Origin of the sequence: Pseudomonas sp. CHM02 (assembly GCF_000612585.1) — a bacterium.
Taxonomy (GTDB): domain Bacteria; phylum Pseudomonadota; class Gammaproteobacteria; order Pseudomonadales; family Pseudomonadaceae; genus Aquipseudomonas.
The window spans coordinates 1-17,051 of record NZ_JFCA01000052.1; the positions used below are offsets into that span (position 1 = coordinate 1).

Genomic DNA, 17,051 nt, shown 5'->3' on the forward strand with positions numbered 1-17,051 from the left:
GGCTCCTACAGGGGTTATGTGTTCACAGGAGTTTTTGTATGTCTCAACTCGTTAATCGCCGCGCCGTGATCACCGGCGCCGGCAGCGGCATCGGTGCCGCCATCGCCCGCGCCTACGCCGCCGAAGGCGCGCGCCTGGTGCTGGCCGACCGCAATGCCGCGAGCCTCGCCGAAACCGCGATCACTTGCCGCAACCTCGGCGCCGAGGTGTTCGAATGCCTGGCCGACGTGGGCACCGTCGAGGGCGCCCAGGCCAGCGTCGACCGTTGCGTCGAGCAGTTCGGCGGTATCGATATCCTCGTCAACAATGCCGGCATGCTCACCCAGGCACGCTGCGTCGACCTGTCCATCGAGCTGTGGAACGACATGCTGCGAGTCGACCTCACCAGCGTTTTCGTCGCCAGCCAGCGCGCCTTGCCGCACATGCTTGCGCAGCGCTGGGGGCGGATCATCAACGTCGCTTCGCAACTGGGCATCAAGGGCGGTGCCGAGTTGACGCACTACGCGGCGGCCAAGGCCGGGGTGATCGGCTTTACCAAGTCCCTGGCGCTGGAAGTGGCCAAGGACAATGTGTTGGTCAACGCCATCGCCCCCGGCCCGATCGAGACACCATTGGTCGGCGGTATCAGCGAGGAATGGAAGCGCGCCAAGGCCAAGGAGCTGCCTCTGGGCCGTTTCGGCCTGGCGGACGAAGTGGCGCCTACCGCCGTGCTGCTGGCCAGCGAGCCGGGTGGCAACCTGTTCGTCGGCCAGACCCTGGGCCCGAACTCCGGCGACGTCATGCCATGAGTGAGGTGTAGCCATGTGCGGACTCTGCGGATTGCTCGGCGAAGACCTGCACTGGAGCGACCCCCTGGGCGAGGAACTGCCCCGGCGCCGCGAACGTCTGCGCCGCATCGCCGCCATCAACCAGGTGCTGGCGGTGTTCCGGCTCAAGGTCGAAGACTTCCAGGGCGCGTCGTATCTGCTGTTGGGCGCCACCGGTAAACAGGCATTGGCCAACGGCTTGGATCAACTCTGGCAGGCCGCCGAGACCATGCTCGGTCGCCCGTTGGACCCCCTCGACCCGCACTTGCTGGATCACCTGGACTTGTAGGAGCCCGGCTTGCCGGCGATGGCATTCTGAAGGACGCCATCGCCGGCAAGCCGGGCTCCTACCGGGGCATCATTGAGGTAGTAAATAATGAGCATGGCTCTGAATGTGATCACCGGCTTCCTCGGCAGCGGCAAGACCACCTTGCTCAAGCGCCTGCTGCAAGGCGAAAGCCTGTGCGACACGGCTTTGCTGATCAACGAGTTCGGCGATGTCGGCATTGACCACCTGCTGGTGGAAGAGGTGGCGCCGGACACCGTGCTGCTGCCCAGCGGTTGCGTGTGCTGCTCGATCCGTGGCGAGTTGAAAGACGCGCTGCTCGGCCTGTTGCAACGCCGCGAGCGCGGTGAAATTCCGGCCTTCAAGCGGGTGATCCTGGAAACCACCGGCCTGGCCGACCCGGCGCCGATCCTCGCGACATTGAACAATGATGTGCAGCTGCGCGGGCGTTTCCATATCGGCCTGGTGATCACCCTGGTCGACGCCAGCCACGCCACCCTGCAAGAACGCCTGCATCCGGAGTGGTTGGCCCAGGTGGCAGCGGCGGACCGCTTGCTGCTGAGCAAGACCGATCTCGCCGGCGACTGCGCGGCACTGCGCACGCACTTGCAGGCCCTGAATGCCGGTACGCCGATCCTCGATACCCACGATATCCACAGCGGTGATCAACTGTTGCTCGGCGAAGGCCTGCGCAGCGCCGAGCCCGCCGTGGAGGTCAGTCGCTGGCAGTTGCATCGCACCACCACCGCCACCCACGGCGCCGCACAAGTGTGCAGCCTGACCTTCGACCAGCCGCTGGACTGGGTGGGGTTCGGGGTGTGGTTGTCGATGCTGTTAAGATGCCATGGTGAACGAATCCTCCGAGTCAAAGGGCTGCTTAACGTGAACGCCAGTAACGCCCCCATCGTCATCCATGGTGTGCAGCATTGCCTGCATGCGCCGGTCCATTTGCCGGCGTGGCCGGGCAGTGACCGTCAATCGCGCCTGGTGTTTATCCTGCGTGGCCTGGACCCCATGCTGTTGCGGCGTTCCTTCGATGTGTTCTCACGGCGGTTCGCGGCATGATCACGCTTCGCGTCCTCGGCACCTCCGTTACCCTGCTGGAGTGCCTGCGCGTGCGGGCTGAGCAGGAACTGGGCATTCGCCTGGTATACCAGGTGCATGACGTCGAACAGGCCCAGCGAATCGCGGTGATGCAGCCCGAGAGCTATGACCTGTACGACCAGTGGTTTCACAACGTCGACTTCGTGTGGCCGGCTCGGGCGATCCAGCCCATCGACACCCGGCGCATTGCGCTGTGGCACGAAATCAATGACCTGCCCAAGCGCGGGCGCCTGTCGGCCGACGACCGTTTGGGCAGTGGCAGCGTGCCCAGCGAGCGACTGTTCGTGCAGCACGATGGCAGCCTCGGCAGCACGGTCACCGAGCGTATCAGCATGCTGCCCCTGACCCATAACGCCGACAGCTTCGCCTACCGCCCCGAACGGTTGCCCGAAGGTTTTTGCCACGGCAACGAAAGCTGGGGCTGGCTGCTCGACCCCGCGTGGCGTGCGCGTACCGCCTTGCAGAGCGACGCGGCCATCGGCGCCCTGGATGCCGCGCTGGCGGTGCAGGGCGCGGGGCTGGCGACGTTCAAGGACATCGGCAATATGAGCATCGAAGAGATCGACGTGCTGGCTGACATTCTCGTGCGCAAGCAGAAGGAGGGGCACTTCGCGGCGTTCTGGTCCGATGATGAAGAGGCGGCGCAGTTGATGCTCAGCCCGAGTATCGATATCCAGAGCCTGTGGTCACCGACCTTGATGCGCCTGCATCGCGCCGGGGTGAAATACCGCCTGGCGGTGCCGCGCGAAGGTTATCGGGCGTGGTTTGGTGGGTTGTCGTTGTCGCGGCATGCCAAGGGGCCGGTGCTGGATGCGGCTTATGCGTATTTGAATTGGTGGTTGTCGGGCTGGCCTGGTGCGGTGATGGCGCGGCAGGGGTATTACATCGGCAACCCGGCGCGCAGTCGTGATCACCTGAGCAGCGCGGAGTGGGATTACTGGTATGCGGGCAAGCCGGCACGGGAGGAGTTGCTGGGCAGTGATGGCTTGCCGTTGATTGAGGTGGGGGAAGTGCGGGATGGCGGGTCGTATGAACAGCGCATGGGGCATATTGCGGTGTGGAATTCGGTGATGGATGAGCATAATTATCTGGTGCGGCGGTGGGGGGATTTTATGCGGGCTCGGTGTTTTTGATTGATTTCTTGATTGATTGATTGAGTACATATCCGTTGCTGCGGTAACGGCCACTTAGGGTTCCGCCCTTACGTCGGCTCAATTTTGGCTGAACCATAAGCAGCCGTTGCCTAAATAACGGATATGCCCCCCTAGCCAACCCATTGTCGCCAAAAAACCGCCACGAAATTCCCAGGTTTTATTGGGTGCACTTACCCAAAGTCCCAGCTAATCTCCTAACACCCAATATTCAATCAAAATAGATATTTTTTTGACGCCAGGTCAGCAGTCGCAGGGAATGCACATGACAAAGGGACGTAGTGGCAGAGAGAGGCGAACGCTGCCAGAGGGCACTGCAATGAGGTGGCGCCATACGTTTCAGACCCGCATTGCCGGGGTGCTGGCGCTGTTGCTGCTGGTGGTGGTCGCCGCCACTTACTTCGCCGTCAAGACCGCTACCTCCCGTGCGGTGGAAAACCAGGCACAAGTCCAACTGCAAACCGGTAGCCAGGTGTTCGAGCGCCTGCTCGACCTGCGTGGGCGTCGCCTGCAATACGGCCTGGACTGGCTGACCGTCGATCTGCCGTTCAAACAGGCGGTGGCCGAAGGCAAGACCGCAGCGATTCTCGCCGCCCTGCGTCGCCACGGCACCGGCATTCGCTCCAGTGAAGTGGTTGTGCTGGGCCTGGATGGCAAGGTCATGGTCAGCACCTTGCCGAACCTGACGCGTGGCCAGGTCTTCCCCTATGACAATGCGTTGCGCCACGCGCGGCGCACGAGGCTGCAGATGCTGATCGTGGCCATGGATGGGCGCCCCTATTTGCTGGTGCAGGAGGAAGTGCTCGACCCGCTGCCCATCGCCCGGGTTGTCATGGGCTTTCCCATGGACAAACTGTTCGCCAATGAGCTGCGCTCCATGAGCAACCTGGAGGTGTCGTTTCTCAGTGTGCAAAACGGCAAGCCCGGGCCGTTGTTCAGCACGCAGCCGGACGCCTACCAGGCCGCCACCCTGAGCCTGTTGCGCGAGGGGCACGTTGATCCCGAACCGCAATTCCACCTGTTCTACGGCCAGCGCGTGCTCAGCCAGGTGCTGCCGCTGGCCAATACCGGCGATGGCGACGAAGTGCGGGTGTTGCTGCAAAGCCCGCTCGACCACGCCCTGGAATCCTTTGCGCCGCTGGACCGGCAGTTCCTCGGGATCGCCCTGGCGGTGCTGCTGGTGTCGTTGGCCGGTGCGTTGTTCCTGGCGCGGCGGGTGTCGCGCCCGCTCAATGCGCTGGTGCAGGCGGCCGAGCGCATCGGTGCCGGTGATTACCGCACGCCGGTGCGGGTGCGCAGCCACGATGAGTTCGGGCTGCTGGCCCGTGCCTTCAACGCCATGCAAAGCGGCATCGCCGTGCGCGAGCGGCAATTGGCGCACAACGCGCTGCACGACCCGCTCACCGGTCTGCCCAATCGAGCCCTGGCCATGGAACGCCTGGGCAGTGCGATCAGTGCGCAGCGGCCGGTGGTGTTGCTGTACCTGGGAATCGAGAACTACCGGGTGATCAACGAAGGTTTCGGCCCCCAGGGCGTGGAAGAAATGCTGCGCGAAGCCAGCCGCTGCCTGTCCATGAGCCTGTTGGCCAGCGACACGGCGGCGCGCATCACCGGCAGCGAGTTCCTGCTGTTGCTGGAGAACACCGAGATCGACCGCGCCGTGGCCCGCGCCGACCGTCTCTACGCGCTGCTCACCGAGCCCCAGCGCATCGGCAATGACGAACTGCGCCACGAAGTGAGCATCGGCATCGCCGCTTACCCCGCCGACGGTCAGCAGGTGGAAGAGTTGATCAGCCGCGCCGCCATCGCCCGGCATGACGCCGCAAGCCTGCCGGGGCATTTGCAGATCTACCAGCAAGATCGCGACCTCGCCCATCAACGCCAGATCACCCTTATCCGAGACCTGCGCCGTGCGGCCATCGAGGGTGAGTTGTTTCTGTGCTACCAGCCCAAGCTCGACCTCAAGCACGGCCATGTCCGCCAGGCCGAAGCCTTGTTGCGCTGGCAGCACCCGACCCTGGGGCAGGTGTCGCCCGCCGAATTCATCCCGCTGGCCGAACGCACGGGTAGCATGAGCAGCCTGACCCTGTGGGTGATCGAGGAAGCCATCCGCCAGATTGCCGAGTGGGCGCAGCGCGGCATGCTGATCCAGCTGTCGGTGAATATCTCGGTGGACGACCTGGCCGATGATGACCTGGCGATCCGCGTCACTGCGCTGTTGATGCAGTACCAGGTGGAGGCCGAGCAACTGATCTTCGAGATCACCGAGAGCGCGATCATGCACAACCCGCAACAGGCGCTCAGCGTGCTGGAGCAATTGCGCGGCTGTGGCATCAGCCTGTCGGTGGATGATTTCGGCACGGGCTATTCGTCCCTGGCGCAATTGCAGCGGCTGCCGGTGCAGGAGTTGAAGATCGACCAGTCCTTCGTGCGCAACCTCGACAGCACGAGCGGCGACGGGGTGATCGTGCGCTCCACCATTGAGATGAGCCACAACCTGGGGCTCAAGGTGGTGGCCGAAGGCGTGGAATTCGCCCCCAGCCTGAAGCTGCTCAAGCAGTGGAATTGCGACACCGCCCAAGGCTACCTGATCAGCCGGCCGTTGAACGCGATGGCGTTCGAGATGTGGATGCGCCGCGAGCGCTCCCCAGTCTGACCCCTCCCTTGTAGGAGCCGGCTTGCCGGCGATAGCGGCGTTGAATGTTGTGGTGATTGTTTGGACGCCATCGCCGGCAAGCCGGCTCCTACGGGTATGAAAAAGGCGGCTACCTGTGAGGGTAGCCGCCTTTGTCTGGCTGCCGGCCAATCTTAATCCGGCAGTTTGAACGCCATCACGTAGTCACCCTGTTTGGTACCCAGGGAACCGTGACCGCCGGCCATGACCAGCACGTACTGCTTGCCGTCCTTGCCGGTGTAGGTCATCGGGGTGGTTTGCGCGCCTGCAGGCAGGCGGCCTTCCCACAGTTGCTTGCCGTTTTTCACGTCGTAGGCACGCAGGTACTGGTCGAGGGTACCGCTAAGGAACGACACGCCACCGGCGGTGGTGAAGGTGCCGCCCAGGCTAGGCACGCCCATGGTCAGCGGGATCGGAACAGGCGAGCTGTCACGCACGGTGCCGTTCTTGTGCATCCAGATGGTTTTGTGGGTGGTCAGGTCGACCGCTGCCACATAACCCCATGCCGGTGCCTGGCACGGCAGGCCCATTGGCGACAGCATGGCTTCGAGGATCACACCGTACGGCGCGCCTTTGTTCGGCTGCACGCCTTCGGTTTCGCTGACGCGTGGACCTTGCTTGGCGATGTCGGCGGCCGGGATCAGTTTCGACTTGAACGCCATATAGCTTGGGTTCACGAAGGCAATCTGGCGAACCGGGTCGACGGAAATGCCACCCCAGTCGAACACGCCGAAGTTGCCTGGGTAAACGATCGAGCCTTGCAGCGAAGGTGGCGTGAAAGCGCCGTCGTAGCGCAGGGATTTGAAATCAATCCGGCACAGCATCTGGTCGAACGGCGTCACGCCCCACATGTCGCGCTCTTGCAGCGGCGGCGGCATGAAGTTCAGGTCGGACTTGGGTTGGGTCGGCGACGTGTGGTCGCCAGCGACTGCACCTTGCGGTACCGCCACTTCGTGGATCGGCACCACCGGCTGGCCGGTTGCGCGGTCCAGCACGTAGATGCTGCCTTGCTTGGTCGACGCCATCACTGCCTGCTTCACGCCTGCGTCGGTCTTGATGTCGATCAGCGACGGTTGGCCGCCCACGTCCATGTCCCACAGGTCATGGTGGGTGAACTGGAAGGTCCACTTCACGTGGCCGCTGTCGATGTCCAGGGCGGTCAGGCCGGCGCTGTATTTTTCCGAGTCTTCGGTACGGTCGCCGCCGTATTGGTCGGGCATCTGGTTGCCCATCGGCAGGTACAGCATGCCGAGTTTTTCATCCACGGCGAACATGGACCACATGTTCGGCGAGTTGCGGGTGTAGGTCTTGCCCTCGGCCAACGGGGTGGTGTCGTCCGGGTTGCCGCTGTCCCAGTTCCACACCAGCTTGCCGGTGTGCACGTCGAACGCGCGGATCACGCCGCTTGGCTCGTCGGTGGACACGTTGTCGGTGACGTGGCCGCCGATCACCACCAGGTTCTTGGTCACGGCCGGTGGCGAAGTGGAGTAGTAACCGCCTGGGGCGAAGCTGCCGATATTGGCACGCAGGTCGACCTGGCCTTTGTCGCCGAAGTCTTCGCACATCTTGCCGGTGTCGGCGTTGAGGGCGATCAGACGGGTGTCGGCAGTCGGTACGAAGATGCGTTTCGGGCAGGCATTCGGTGCAGCGGCGGGGCTGGCGCTGCCGGTCGGGCTCTGCTCGGAAGCGTAGGCAGCGTCATCGTGATACGACACGCCACGGCAGGTCATGTGTGCCCAACCCTTGAAGTTCTCGGCACCCTGGCTGCTGATCTTCGGATCGAAGCGCCAGATTTCCTTGCCGGTGTCCGGGTCCAGTGCAATCACCTGGCTGTGCGGCGTGCACACGTAGAGCATGCCATTGACTTTCAGCGGGGTATTTTCTGCGGTGGTTTCGCCTGGATCGTTCGGGCCAGGGATGTCACCGGTGCGGAAGGTCCACGCGGGTACCAGCTTGTGGGCATTTTCCGGGGTGATCTGTGCCAGTGGCGAGTAGCGATCGCCATGGGCCGAACGGCCGTAGGAATTCCAGTCGCCATCGGCCTGGGCCGGTGCAGCGCTGGCCATGCCTGGGACTGCATCGCGGTCCAGTTGGCCGGTCTTGACCATTTCACCTGGGGTGGTGAATTGGCTGGCCAGGGCGGTAGCACCCGCCAGCACCACGGCCACGCTCAGCGCGCCAGTGCCCAGTGGAGCAGGCTGGCCGCGCAGCAACGGACGGCGAAACCACGGGAGCAACATGACGATGCCCAGGGCGAACAACAGCGCCAGGCGTGGCACCAACTGCCACCAGTCCAGGCCGACTTCCCACAAGGCCCACACGGTACTGGCGAACAGCACCAGTGCGTACAGGCCCAGCGCGGCGCGGCGGGTGGCCAGCAGCAAGATGCCGGTCAAGGTGATGCCGATACCGGCCAGCAGGTAGTACAGCGACCCGCCGAGCATGCTCAGCTTGATACCCCCGGCCAGCAAGGCCAGGCCCATGATCAGCAGCAAGACGCCAAGCAGCCTGGGCAGCAGGCGGCTGGGTGTTGAGGCACCGTCAGTGCTCATAGTTGTGTTTCTCCGTTACGTTGGAATTATGTAACCCCGTGCTTCACTGTAGATGACGATTCAGCGCGGGCTTGGTTCAGCGTTAATTCGGTTTTTCTGGGGATAGCAGGGTTATCCACAGGCGGGCGATTTATCCCCAGGCGCAGGTCGATGTAAGACAGCGCTGTCTTTGAGGCGTGGAGAATTCGGCAAGATGGGGGCGACCGCGGAAGTGAAACGTTTCAGTTTGTTGCGGCAAGGATAAAGGGCTGACGCGCCAAGAGAAAGCGCAAATCGCAAGATGCATCATTTCAGATTTGGTAACAGTGACGAAGTGTCGCTGCAAAAATAGCCTTGTGATCTGGTTTTGTGGTGAGCGGGCTTGCACCCGCGCGAGGCAAGCTCGCTCACCACATGGGTTCCATTTTTCGCCGGGTGGCGGGGGTCAGAAGGTGGTACGCACGCCGAACTGCACGCTACGCCCAGGTGCTGGGGCGATATCGCGCAGGATCGAGCTGGCATAACGCACGGTCTGGTTGGTCAGGTTTTCGCCGTTCACAAACGCCAGCCACTGGCTGCCACCGACATTGAAGCGATACCCCGCGCTCGCACCCAAGGTGGTGTAGCCATCAGTGCCGCTTTCGTTATCCGGCACACGTCCTTGCCCGGCGGCATGTTCCACATCGATGCGCGCCTGCCAGCGGTCGAGTTCCCACAGCAGGCCGCTGTTCAAGCGCAGCGGTGCAATGCGCGGCAAGGCTTCGCCGGTGTCGAGGTTGGTGGCGCGGGTGTAGTCGCCCGACAGCTCCAGGGCGAACTTGCCGTAGGCACCTTCACCCAGCTTCCAGTGATCCTGGGCTTCGAAGCCGGCGAAACGGGCACGCACGCCGGAGTATTCGTACTCAGGGATGCCGGCCGCGTCCTCTTCACCTTCGTCGTTCAAGGTACGACCGGTGCCCAGCAAGCCGATGTAATTGGAGAAGCGGCTGTAGAACACACCGAAGCTGCCCTTGTGGGTGCCATTGTCAAAGCGCAGGGCCAGGTCGCTGGACACGGCTTTTTCTTTCTTCAGGTTGGCGTTGCCCAGTTCATAGGTGCCGGTGGCGACGTGGGCACCGTTGGCATACAGCTCATAGAAGGTCGGCGCGCGCTCGGTGTAGCCCAGGGTCGCGGCCAGGGACCAGATCGGCGTGAGGGTGTAGACCGCCCCCGAGGACAGGCTGCCGGCGGTGAAATCGTTGGATTTGTCCGCACCGGCAAAACGCTCGTTGCCCTTGGCGTCCGGGTCGACGCTGGTGTGCTCCACCCGCCCGCCGAGGCTGAGTTTCAGGCGCTCGGTGGCCTGCATCTCTTCGAGGATAAACAGCGCGCCGGCGTTGGTGTCGGTCTGCGGTACGAAGGCTTCTTCGCCCAGGGCCGAGAACTCGTTGCGGGTCACTTGGGCACCGACCACGCCATCGAATGGGCCGATTGGCTGGTGACGGGCTTCAACGCGGGCTTCGTAGCCTTTGTTCTTGAAGATCGTGCCGGTTTCGCCGCCTTCGATCTCGCGGTGCTCGTAGTCGGTGTAGCCGGCATCGAGTTTCACCGAGGTGAACGGGCCTTGCAGGTTGCGGATCTCGGACGCGAACGCGTAGTGATCCTGTTTCATGCGGATGCGCACGTCCTGTTCGGCGGGCGACCCGTAATTGGCGTCGTAGTTGCTGTAGGACAGCCCGGCGTAACCGTCGTCCCAGGTGTAGGAACCGCCCACGGCACCGCCGTCCTGGCGCCCGTCGCTGTTGCCCAGGCGACCGTTTTTGCCGGGGCCGTCTTCGGTTTCCGGGGCGTGGCGGCTGCGGGCGAAGCCTGGGATTTTCAGGTCGTTGAATTCCCGGGCGTTGGCGTCCAGGTGCAAGGCGAAGGTGCCGTTACCGGCTTCCAGTTTGCCGGCGCTGCTGCGCGTGGTGTCGGCGCCGCCATAGCGCAATTCACCGGCACCGTGGATGCCCTCGATGGCTTCGGTGGGAATGCGATTGTCGAAGGTGTTGACCACGCCGCCGATGGCGCTGCCGCCGTACAGCAGGGCGGCAGGGCCGCGCACGATTTCGATGCGGTCGACGTTGACCGGGTCCAGCGGCACCGCATGGTCATAGGACAGCGACGATGCATCCAATGCACCCACGCCATTGCGCAGGATGCGAATGCGGTCGCCATCCTGGCCACGGATGATCGGCCGGCTGGCGCCTGGGCCAAAGTACGACGACGACACACCCGGCTGCTTGTTCAGGGTTTCGCCGAGGCTGCCTTTTTGTTGCAGGGTCAACTCGTCGCCTTCCAGCACGGTGGTCGGCGAGGCGAGTTGTTCGCTGCCCAGCGGGTTGCCGGTGATGACTTGGGGTTGCAGTTCAAGGGCGTAGGCTTCGGAGCAGATCAGCAGGGCGGCAGCGAGCGGGGACAAGCGCCACAGAGAAGAGAGGGACATCGGACATTCCTTGGCAGAACGGGTCTAGAAGTTTGTCGTTACAATATAACATCTCTTTTTGTCTGCGAGCGGGAACTTTTTTACCTGGCGGGGCAGGGTGATAAGGTGTGCACCTTCGTGAACACTTTTTTCATAGGCCCGGCATGACCGCGACAAGCAACGACCCGCTCCACGGTGTAACCCTGCAACACGTCCTCACCACCCTGGTGGAGCATTACGAATGGGCAGGCCTGGCGGAGCGTATCGACATCCGCTGTTTCAAGAGCGACCCGAGCATCAAGTCGAGCCTGACCTTCTTGCGCAAAACCCCGTGGGCACGGGAGAAAGTCGAAGGGTTGTACGTGAAGCTGATGCGCACCAAACGCCCGCTGGATTGATCCCATGAAGCGGTTTGTCGCAGCGGCGGCGCTGGCCGGCTGGGTGGGCCTGGCGATCCAGCAATACCTGATTTTCTATTCGCGCTGGTCCACCGGCGCCAGCCTGCTGGGTGGGCTGATCAACTTTTTCAGTTTTTTCACGGTGCTGACCAACACCCTGGCCGTGGTGGTGCTGAGTTATGCGCTGGTCCAGCGGGAATCAGCAGCGAAGCGGTTTTTCCTGGCGCCCACGATCAGCAGTGGGATTGCCGCGAGCATTGTCGTGGTGAGCCTGGCTTACAACCTGCTGCTACGGCATCTGTGGAGCCCCGCAGGCTTTCAGTTCATTGCTGATGAGTTGCTGCACGACGTGATGCCGGTGCTGTTTTTGATCTACTGGTGGCGGTATGTGCCCAAAGGCAGTTTGCGGCTCAAGCACGTTGGCGCGTGGGTGATCTACCCAGTGGCGTACTTCGCCTATGCACTGCTGCGCGGGGATCTGCTCGGGCAGTATCAGTACCCGTTCATTGATGTGAGCACCCTGGGTTATCCACACGTGTTTGTGAATGCCGGGGGGATTCTGGTGGGGTTTGTAGTGGTCGCGCTGGCGGTGGTGGGGCTGGACCGATCCCTGAGTCGGGCACGGTAAAAACTGTAGGAGCTGGCTTGCCGGCGATGGTCGTCAACGATGACGCGGCAAGCCGGCCCCTACTGGTCGGAGTCAGGCTTGCCAATAACCGACGGCCTTGAGGAATTCCTCGTTGACCTTGTGCGTGTCCAGCAACACACGCCGCACCTGGCGCGACAGCTTGCTTTCCGTCGCGACGAAGCTGTACAGCGAACCGCTCGGCAGGGTCAGGTTGTGCACTGTTTCGAGCAGGTCATCCTGGCCGCGCACCACCCATTTGACCTGCACATCGGCGGCACTTTCCAGCGTCTGCTGCTCGGCTTCGTCGGCGATTTCAATCACCGCCAGCACCGTGCGCCCGGCCGGCAGTTCTTCCAGACGACGTGCGATGGCCGGGATCGCCGTTTCATCGCCGATCAACAGGTAGCTGTCGAAAATATCCGGCACGATCATCGAGCCGCGTGGCCCGCCGATGTACAGGTGCTGGCCGACGCTGGCCTGTTCCGCCCAGGTGGATGCAGGGCCGTCGCCATGCAGCACGAAGTCGATATCCAGTTCACCGATGCTTGGGTCGAAACGCCGTGGCGTGTAGTCGCGCATGGCCGGCTGCGGCCCTTCGCCCTTGATGTTGAAGGTAGGGCTTTCCAGCGCGGCCTGTTCCTCGGCGTTCTGCGGGAACAGCAGCTTGATATGGTCATCGCTGCCCAGGCTGATGAAGCCCGCCAGTTCCGGCCCGCCCAAGGTGATGCGGCGCATGCGCGGGGTGATGTCGACGACCCGCAGTACCTCGAGGCGACGGCGTTTGATCTCGTGGGTGACGCGATGGATGACTTGCGTATTCATTGAGCTTTCCCCTGGACGGGTGGGACGGCCGGGCCGTCGACAATGGCTTGGGCAGTGCTGTTGAGCAGCGCCGCGACACGAATGATTTCTTCCGGGCTCCAGCGCCCGTGGTGCAACTGCAAGGCATGGCGCAGGTTATGCACCGCCTCATGGATTTCAGGCGGGCGATCATGGCCGCGCAACGAGCGTTTGCTCACATCGATGCGCATGCGCACGCCTTCCAGTGCAATCGCTTGCTCACCTAAAGAAAGACGACCGGCGTCGGTGATTGTGTAGCGTTTTTTTCCGCCTTCGGCGTCGCCCGTGACCAGTTCGCTTTCTTCCAGGAAGGTCAGGGTCGGGTAAATCACACCGGGGCTGGGGCTGTAGGCGCCGTCGAACATGCCTTCGATCTGGCGGATCAGGTCGTAGCCGTGGCACGGCTGTTCTGCGATCAACGCCAGCAACAACAGCTTGAGGTCGCCGGGGGCAAACACGCGTGGGCCGCGGCCACCGCGTTCCCGGCCTGGGCGTTTTTCGAAACCGTCACGGCCATCGCCATGCTCGCGGTGGTGGGGGTGGTGCTCTCTCATCGTTCTTCTCTCCGTCTTGCTTAAGATAGAACTTAAGATATATCTTGTATCGATAAAAGGCTGAGGCGACCAACGGTAGCTCCCTACGTTCGTGGCACCCATGCCGTACGCGGCACTGCCGTGTCTTGACAGTCAATACTAAAACTTTTAATTGTGTTTTTAATTCTATTAGTTATTGTTTTGTCTTGTTGGCATATCTTTTCGTAAAAAACTAAAAAACATTTAATTGTTGTAGGTTGGTTCTTACAGCTGAATTTAAAGTTTTGGCGAAGTGCCATATTTTTCGGTCGGGTGTTGCACATTTAAGCCACGCTATTGTGGGAAATAGTGGACATACCTGTGGGTTGAATTGCTTCATCATTACTCCGCTTTTCATTCATTGATCAGCGCGTAGTACCCACCGTTAGTTGTGCAGCGGGTTGCCCCCTGTCACAACTATCAAGCAATTCATATCAATGCAAAAACAGGTGTCGACTATGTTCAAGAAATTTGCAATTGCCGCCCCCCTGGCTGCCCTGGCGCTGTGTTCCACGGCGTTTGCAGCCGGTGAAGCCAACCACACTGTCAATATCAAGGCGAGCATCCCTACCACCGTGTTCCACGTACAACCGCGCGATCCGAACTGGGGCCGGGATGAGACCATGGCTTACAACTTGGCCAATGGTGAGTTGGCACCGTTGAGCGCGATCTATGACATGCGCAATACCAACGGTTCGATCCATGCCTACATCGACGGTGGCCCGGCCGTGCTGTTCAACGGTGACGCCACTCAAAACATTCCGCTGACCGCCACCCTGAACGGTGTAGTGCTGACGGGGACGCCTCAGGAAGTTGTCAACGAAGCTGATTCCACCCCGGGCCTGGGAGCAGAACTGCGTATCGCCGCTGCCAAGCCGTTGGTAACGCAACGCGGTAGCTACACCAGCGTCATGCCGCTGGTATTCGACGCGGTACTGCCAGCCCTTTGATGCTAGCCCGCGCCTTTTAGTCCAGCGCTCAAGGGCGTCGCATCAGCAGGCCGGCCTGCTTTTCCAGGCGTCGCCGGCCTGGTTTTCATTCTTGTCATTTGGCATTCAGAGTATTAGTTCATGTTCCCGATGACTCACATCGCGGCGGCGCTCGCGCTGCTGATTTGTATGGGCGTCCTGGCGGCGCCGAGTTCTGGTGCTGAGAACCCTGGCAGTCTGATTGCCCAGGCCCAAGGCCTGCCCACTGGGTTCAGTGATCACTTCTTCGATGTCCCACTGGCGGTGCGGGTCGATCTTGACCAGCAATTGCTGGGTGAAGCGCTGATCGTGCTGTCCCGTGATGATCGCGTAACCCTGCTTGAGTTTACCGATGTGGGTGACAGCAAAGTGCCCATGGCGACTCGCGACACCTGGCAGGCCATCCTTGAGAACGGCGTGGCCCTGGGCGCCTGCAGCCAGTCGTGCCCCGAGCAACTGCTATCTACCCACTACAGCCTCGAAAGCTCGCAGCTTTCGATCATCACGCAAAACGTCGAGCACGCTGACGACGCCCCGCGCTATTACGCGCAGCCTGAGGGCGGCAGCCGTGGCTTGATCATCAATAATCAATTGAACCTCAATGGCGGCCAGGACGAAGACCTCGGCGGGCGGTTTGGTTTGCAGGCCAGTGCCAGCCTGGGTAACTGGAGCCAGGTGTTCAACCTGCAACTGGCTCGCCAGAGTGGCGATGAGGAGCAACTGCGCCACGCGATCCACGAGCTGTATACCCAGCGTGAGTTGGAAGGGCGTTTTCTGCGCCTGGGGCATTTCACGCCCAACTCCGATGGCCTGACCCGCCAACTGCGCAGTTTCGGCGCCAGCCCCGACACCGCGTTGGGCGTGATGTACGGCAGCTCCGACACCCTGGCGATCAACGACGCCAAGGCCAGTGTCTATCCGATCTACGTCACGGCCAACCGCCAGGCCGCCGTGGAGATTTACCGCAACGGCTTGCTGATCAATACCCAGTCGGTGGCAGCCGGTTTGCAGACCCTGGATACGCGCCCGCTGCCCGGCGGTATTTATGAAGTGGAAGTGCGCCTGGTGGAGGACGGCATGACCGTCAGCACCACCCAGGAACTGGTGTACAAACCGAGCAACTGGCGCAACGCCGAGGACCGCTGGCGCTACAACGTGTTTGCCGGCCGGGAGACCAAATTATTCAGTAACTGGGACGAGCAGGCTTCCGGTGCGGTAACAGCCGGTGCGTCCGTCAACTACCTGCTCCACCCGCGGGTGATCCTCGGCCTCTCGGCACGTGAAGTCCGTGAGCAACTTCAATACGGCGGTTCGGTGGACTGGACCGTAGCCAACAACACCAGCCTCTACGCCAACCTTTACGAAACTCAGGAACACGGCACCGGCATGGACCTGCAGGCGCTCTACACGTTGGGTGCCACCAACCTGGTGTTCAGCCACAATCGCAGTTGGCTGGACACCCGCGATACCTATGAAACGCTGCCTGACGGCACGCGGTTGCGGCGCAATACCTTCGTCGGCGAAACCAGCAACTCTGCGTTGTCGGTCAACCACCGCGTCGACGCTTTCAACTCCTGGAACGTGCGTCTGTCCCACAGCGAAGGCAACGTCGAGGGCACCGGCCTGGATCTGGGCTGGAACCGTCGCGGCACTTTGCTGGGCAATGACGCCAACTGGCGCTTCTCGGCGTTCGATCGGCCGGGCACCAATGGCACCGACGATCAACGCAATCGTGGCATCGACATCACCTTGAGCCTGGCTCTGGGCACCGACGGTCGGCAAGTGTCCGGCAGTGTTGGCACCCGCACTGCCCGCGATGGCGGTCGCGACAACAATGCCTCGGTCACCTATCGCCACGACCTCACCGACCACGTGCTTCAAAGCGTTTCGGCCACCGCCATCACCGATACCTATGGCGTTGGTCTGTCGGGCACGGCCAGCTTCACGACGGACACGGTCAGCGGTGACGGCTTCCTGCAGCGCAGCTCGTTCAACAACAAATTCACCGGTGGCCTGAACCTCAACAGCACGTTTGTGGCGGGCGCCGACAAGGCGCTGCTGACCAGCCAGTACCACGGCACGGGCGCGGGCATGATCATTGATGTGGAGACCGACCTCGACGCCATCACCCTGCGTGCCGACGACTTCAGTGGCGGTGGCGCTGTGCTGCGCCCCGGTCGCAATTTTGTGCCGCTGTCGGCCTACAAGAGCAGCACCGTCAACTTCGATTTCGAGGGCAACCACCCGCCCGCTGCCAACATCCAGCCGGCGCGTACCAGCTACCACCTGAACAAGGGAGGGGTGGACTACCGCAAAGTCACGGTGATGAAAACCGTCTCGGTGCTGGGGCGTCTGCTCGACGCCCAGGGCCGACCTCTCAAAGGCCATCACGTGATCAACCACGCCAGCCGCGGGGTCAGCGAGGTGGACGGGTTCTTCTCGATGGAAATGAGCGCCAGCTCACCGACCTTGGAAGTGCGCTACCAGAACCAGTTGCTCTGCCAGTTTCGCCTCGACCCGGCCAACGCGCCGAATGAAAGCGATGTGCTGATGATCGGTGACCTGCGCTGCACGCCCGACTCGCTGGCCGAAACCAGCTTCAACGCAAGAACTGCTGGCTGACGGCTGCCCGCACCTTTGAACCGGAGAA

13 protein-coding genes are annotated in these 17,051 nt (G+C 62.1%); 9 read left to right on the plus strand and 4 right to left on the minus strand.

Translation table 11 applies throughout. The annotated features are described in order from the left end of the window. Positions 1-38: 38 nt before the first annotated feature. From BM70_RS0125385 to BM70_RS0125405, 5 genes are all read left to right on the plus strand, one after another. Positions 39-788 (plus strand): SDR family NAD(P)-dependent oxidoreductase, encoded by a 750-nt coding sequence (locus BM70_RS0125385; protein WP_025858635.1) that lies wholly within the window; start codon positions 39-41, stop codon positions 786-788. Between the two features lie 13 nt (positions 789-801). Further along, a complete protein-coding gene (locus tag BM70_RS0125390; RefSeq protein ID WP_025858636.1) occupies positions 802-1,095 on the plus strand; it encodes a hypothetical protein in 294 nt (97 codons plus the stop codon). An 87-nt stretch (positions 1,096-1,182) separates the two neighbouring features. Next, positions 1,183-2,157, plus strand: coding sequence for a GTP-binding protein (locus BM70_RS0125395; protein WP_025858637.1), 975 nt, complete (start codon positions 1,183-1,185; stop codon positions 2,155-2,157). After that, positions 2,154-3,329 (plus strand): PotD/PotF family extracellular solute-binding protein, encoded by a 1,176-nt coding sequence (locus BM70_RS0125400; protein ID WP_025858638.1) that lies wholly within the window; start codon positions 2,154-2,156, stop codon positions 3,327-3,329. Before BM70_RS0125395 ends, BM70_RS0125400 begins: the two co-directional genes overlap by 4 nt. Positions 3,330-3,666: 337 nt before the next feature. Then, entirely contained in the window at positions 3,667-6,003 is a 2,337-nt protein-coding gene (locus BM70_RS0125405; protein WP_025858639.1) for a bifunctional diguanylate cyclase/phosphodiesterase, read from the plus strand. A gap of 152 nt (positions 6,004-6,155) precedes the next feature. Here BM70_RS0125405 and BM70_RS0125410 read toward each other — a convergent pair whose 3' ends face one another. Next, positions 6,156-8,573 (minus strand): glucose/quinate/shikimate family membrane-bound PQQ-dependent dehydrogenase, encoded by a 2,418-nt coding sequence (locus tag BM70_RS0125410; protein ID WP_025858640.1) that lies wholly within the window; start codon positions 8,571-8,573, stop codon positions 6,156-6,158. A gap of 424 nt (positions 8,574-8,997) precedes the next feature. Beyond that, on the minus strand, positions 8,998-11,016 hold the full coding sequence (locus BM70_RS0125415; RefSeq protein WP_025858641.1) for a TonB-dependent receptor: 2,019 nt from the start codon (positions 11,014-11,016) through the stop codon (positions 8,998-9,000). A gap of 143 nt (positions 11,017-11,159) precedes the next feature. Here BM70_RS0125415 and BM70_RS0125420 point away from each other — a divergent pair, with 143 nt between their 5' ends. Both BM70_RS0125420 and BM70_RS0125425 read left to right on the plus strand, forming a co-directional pair. Continuing rightward, a complete protein-coding gene (locus BM70_RS0125420; protein ID WP_024073644.1) occupies positions 11,160-11,393 on the plus strand; it encodes a VF530 family DNA-binding protein in 234 nt (77 codons plus the stop codon). A gap of 4 nt (positions 11,394-11,397) precedes the next feature. After that, the gene (locus tag BM70_RS0125425) at positions 11,398-12,021 is read left to right on the plus strand and encodes a Pr6Pr family membrane protein (RefSeq protein WP_025858642.1); all 624 of its coding nucleotides are present in this window, start codon (positions 11,398-11,400) and stop codon (positions 12,019-12,021) included. A gap of 72 nt (positions 12,022-12,093) precedes the next feature. Here BM70_RS0125425 and BM70_RS0125430 read toward each other — a convergent pair whose 3' ends face one another. Beyond that, positions 12,094-12,843 carry a siderophore-interacting protein gene (locus BM70_RS0125430; protein ID WP_025858643.1) on the minus strand — a complete coding sequence of 250 codons (750 nt, stop codon included), beginning with the start codon at positions 12,841-12,843 and terminating at the stop codon, positions 12,094-12,096. Next, the gene (locus BM70_RS0125435; RefSeq protein WP_025858644.1) at positions 12,840-13,415 is read right to left on the minus strand and encodes a PadR family transcriptional regulator; all 576 of its coding nucleotides are present in this window, start codon (positions 13,413-13,415) and stop codon (positions 12,840-12,842) included. The genes BM70_RS0125430 and BM70_RS0125435 overlap by 4 nt, the downstream gene beginning before the upstream one ends. A gap of 476 nt (positions 13,416-13,891) precedes the next feature. Here BM70_RS0125435 and BM70_RS0125440 point away from each other — a divergent pair, with 476 nt between their 5' ends. Together BM70_RS0125440 and BM70_RS0125445 are read left to right on the plus strand one after the other, a co-directional pair. Further along, positions 13,892-14,383, plus strand: coding sequence for a CS1 type fimbrial major subunit (locus BM70_RS0125440; protein WP_025858645.1), 492 nt, complete (start codon positions 13,892-13,894; stop codon positions 14,381-14,383). A 120-nt stretch (positions 14,384-14,503) separates the two neighbouring features. Continuing rightward, on the plus strand, positions 14,504-17,023 hold the full coding sequence (locus BM70_RS0125445; protein ID WP_025858646.1) for a TcfC E-set like domain-containing protein: 2,520 nt from the start codon (positions 14,504-14,506) through the stop codon (positions 17,021-17,023). Positions 17,024-17,051 lie beyond the last annotated feature (28 nt).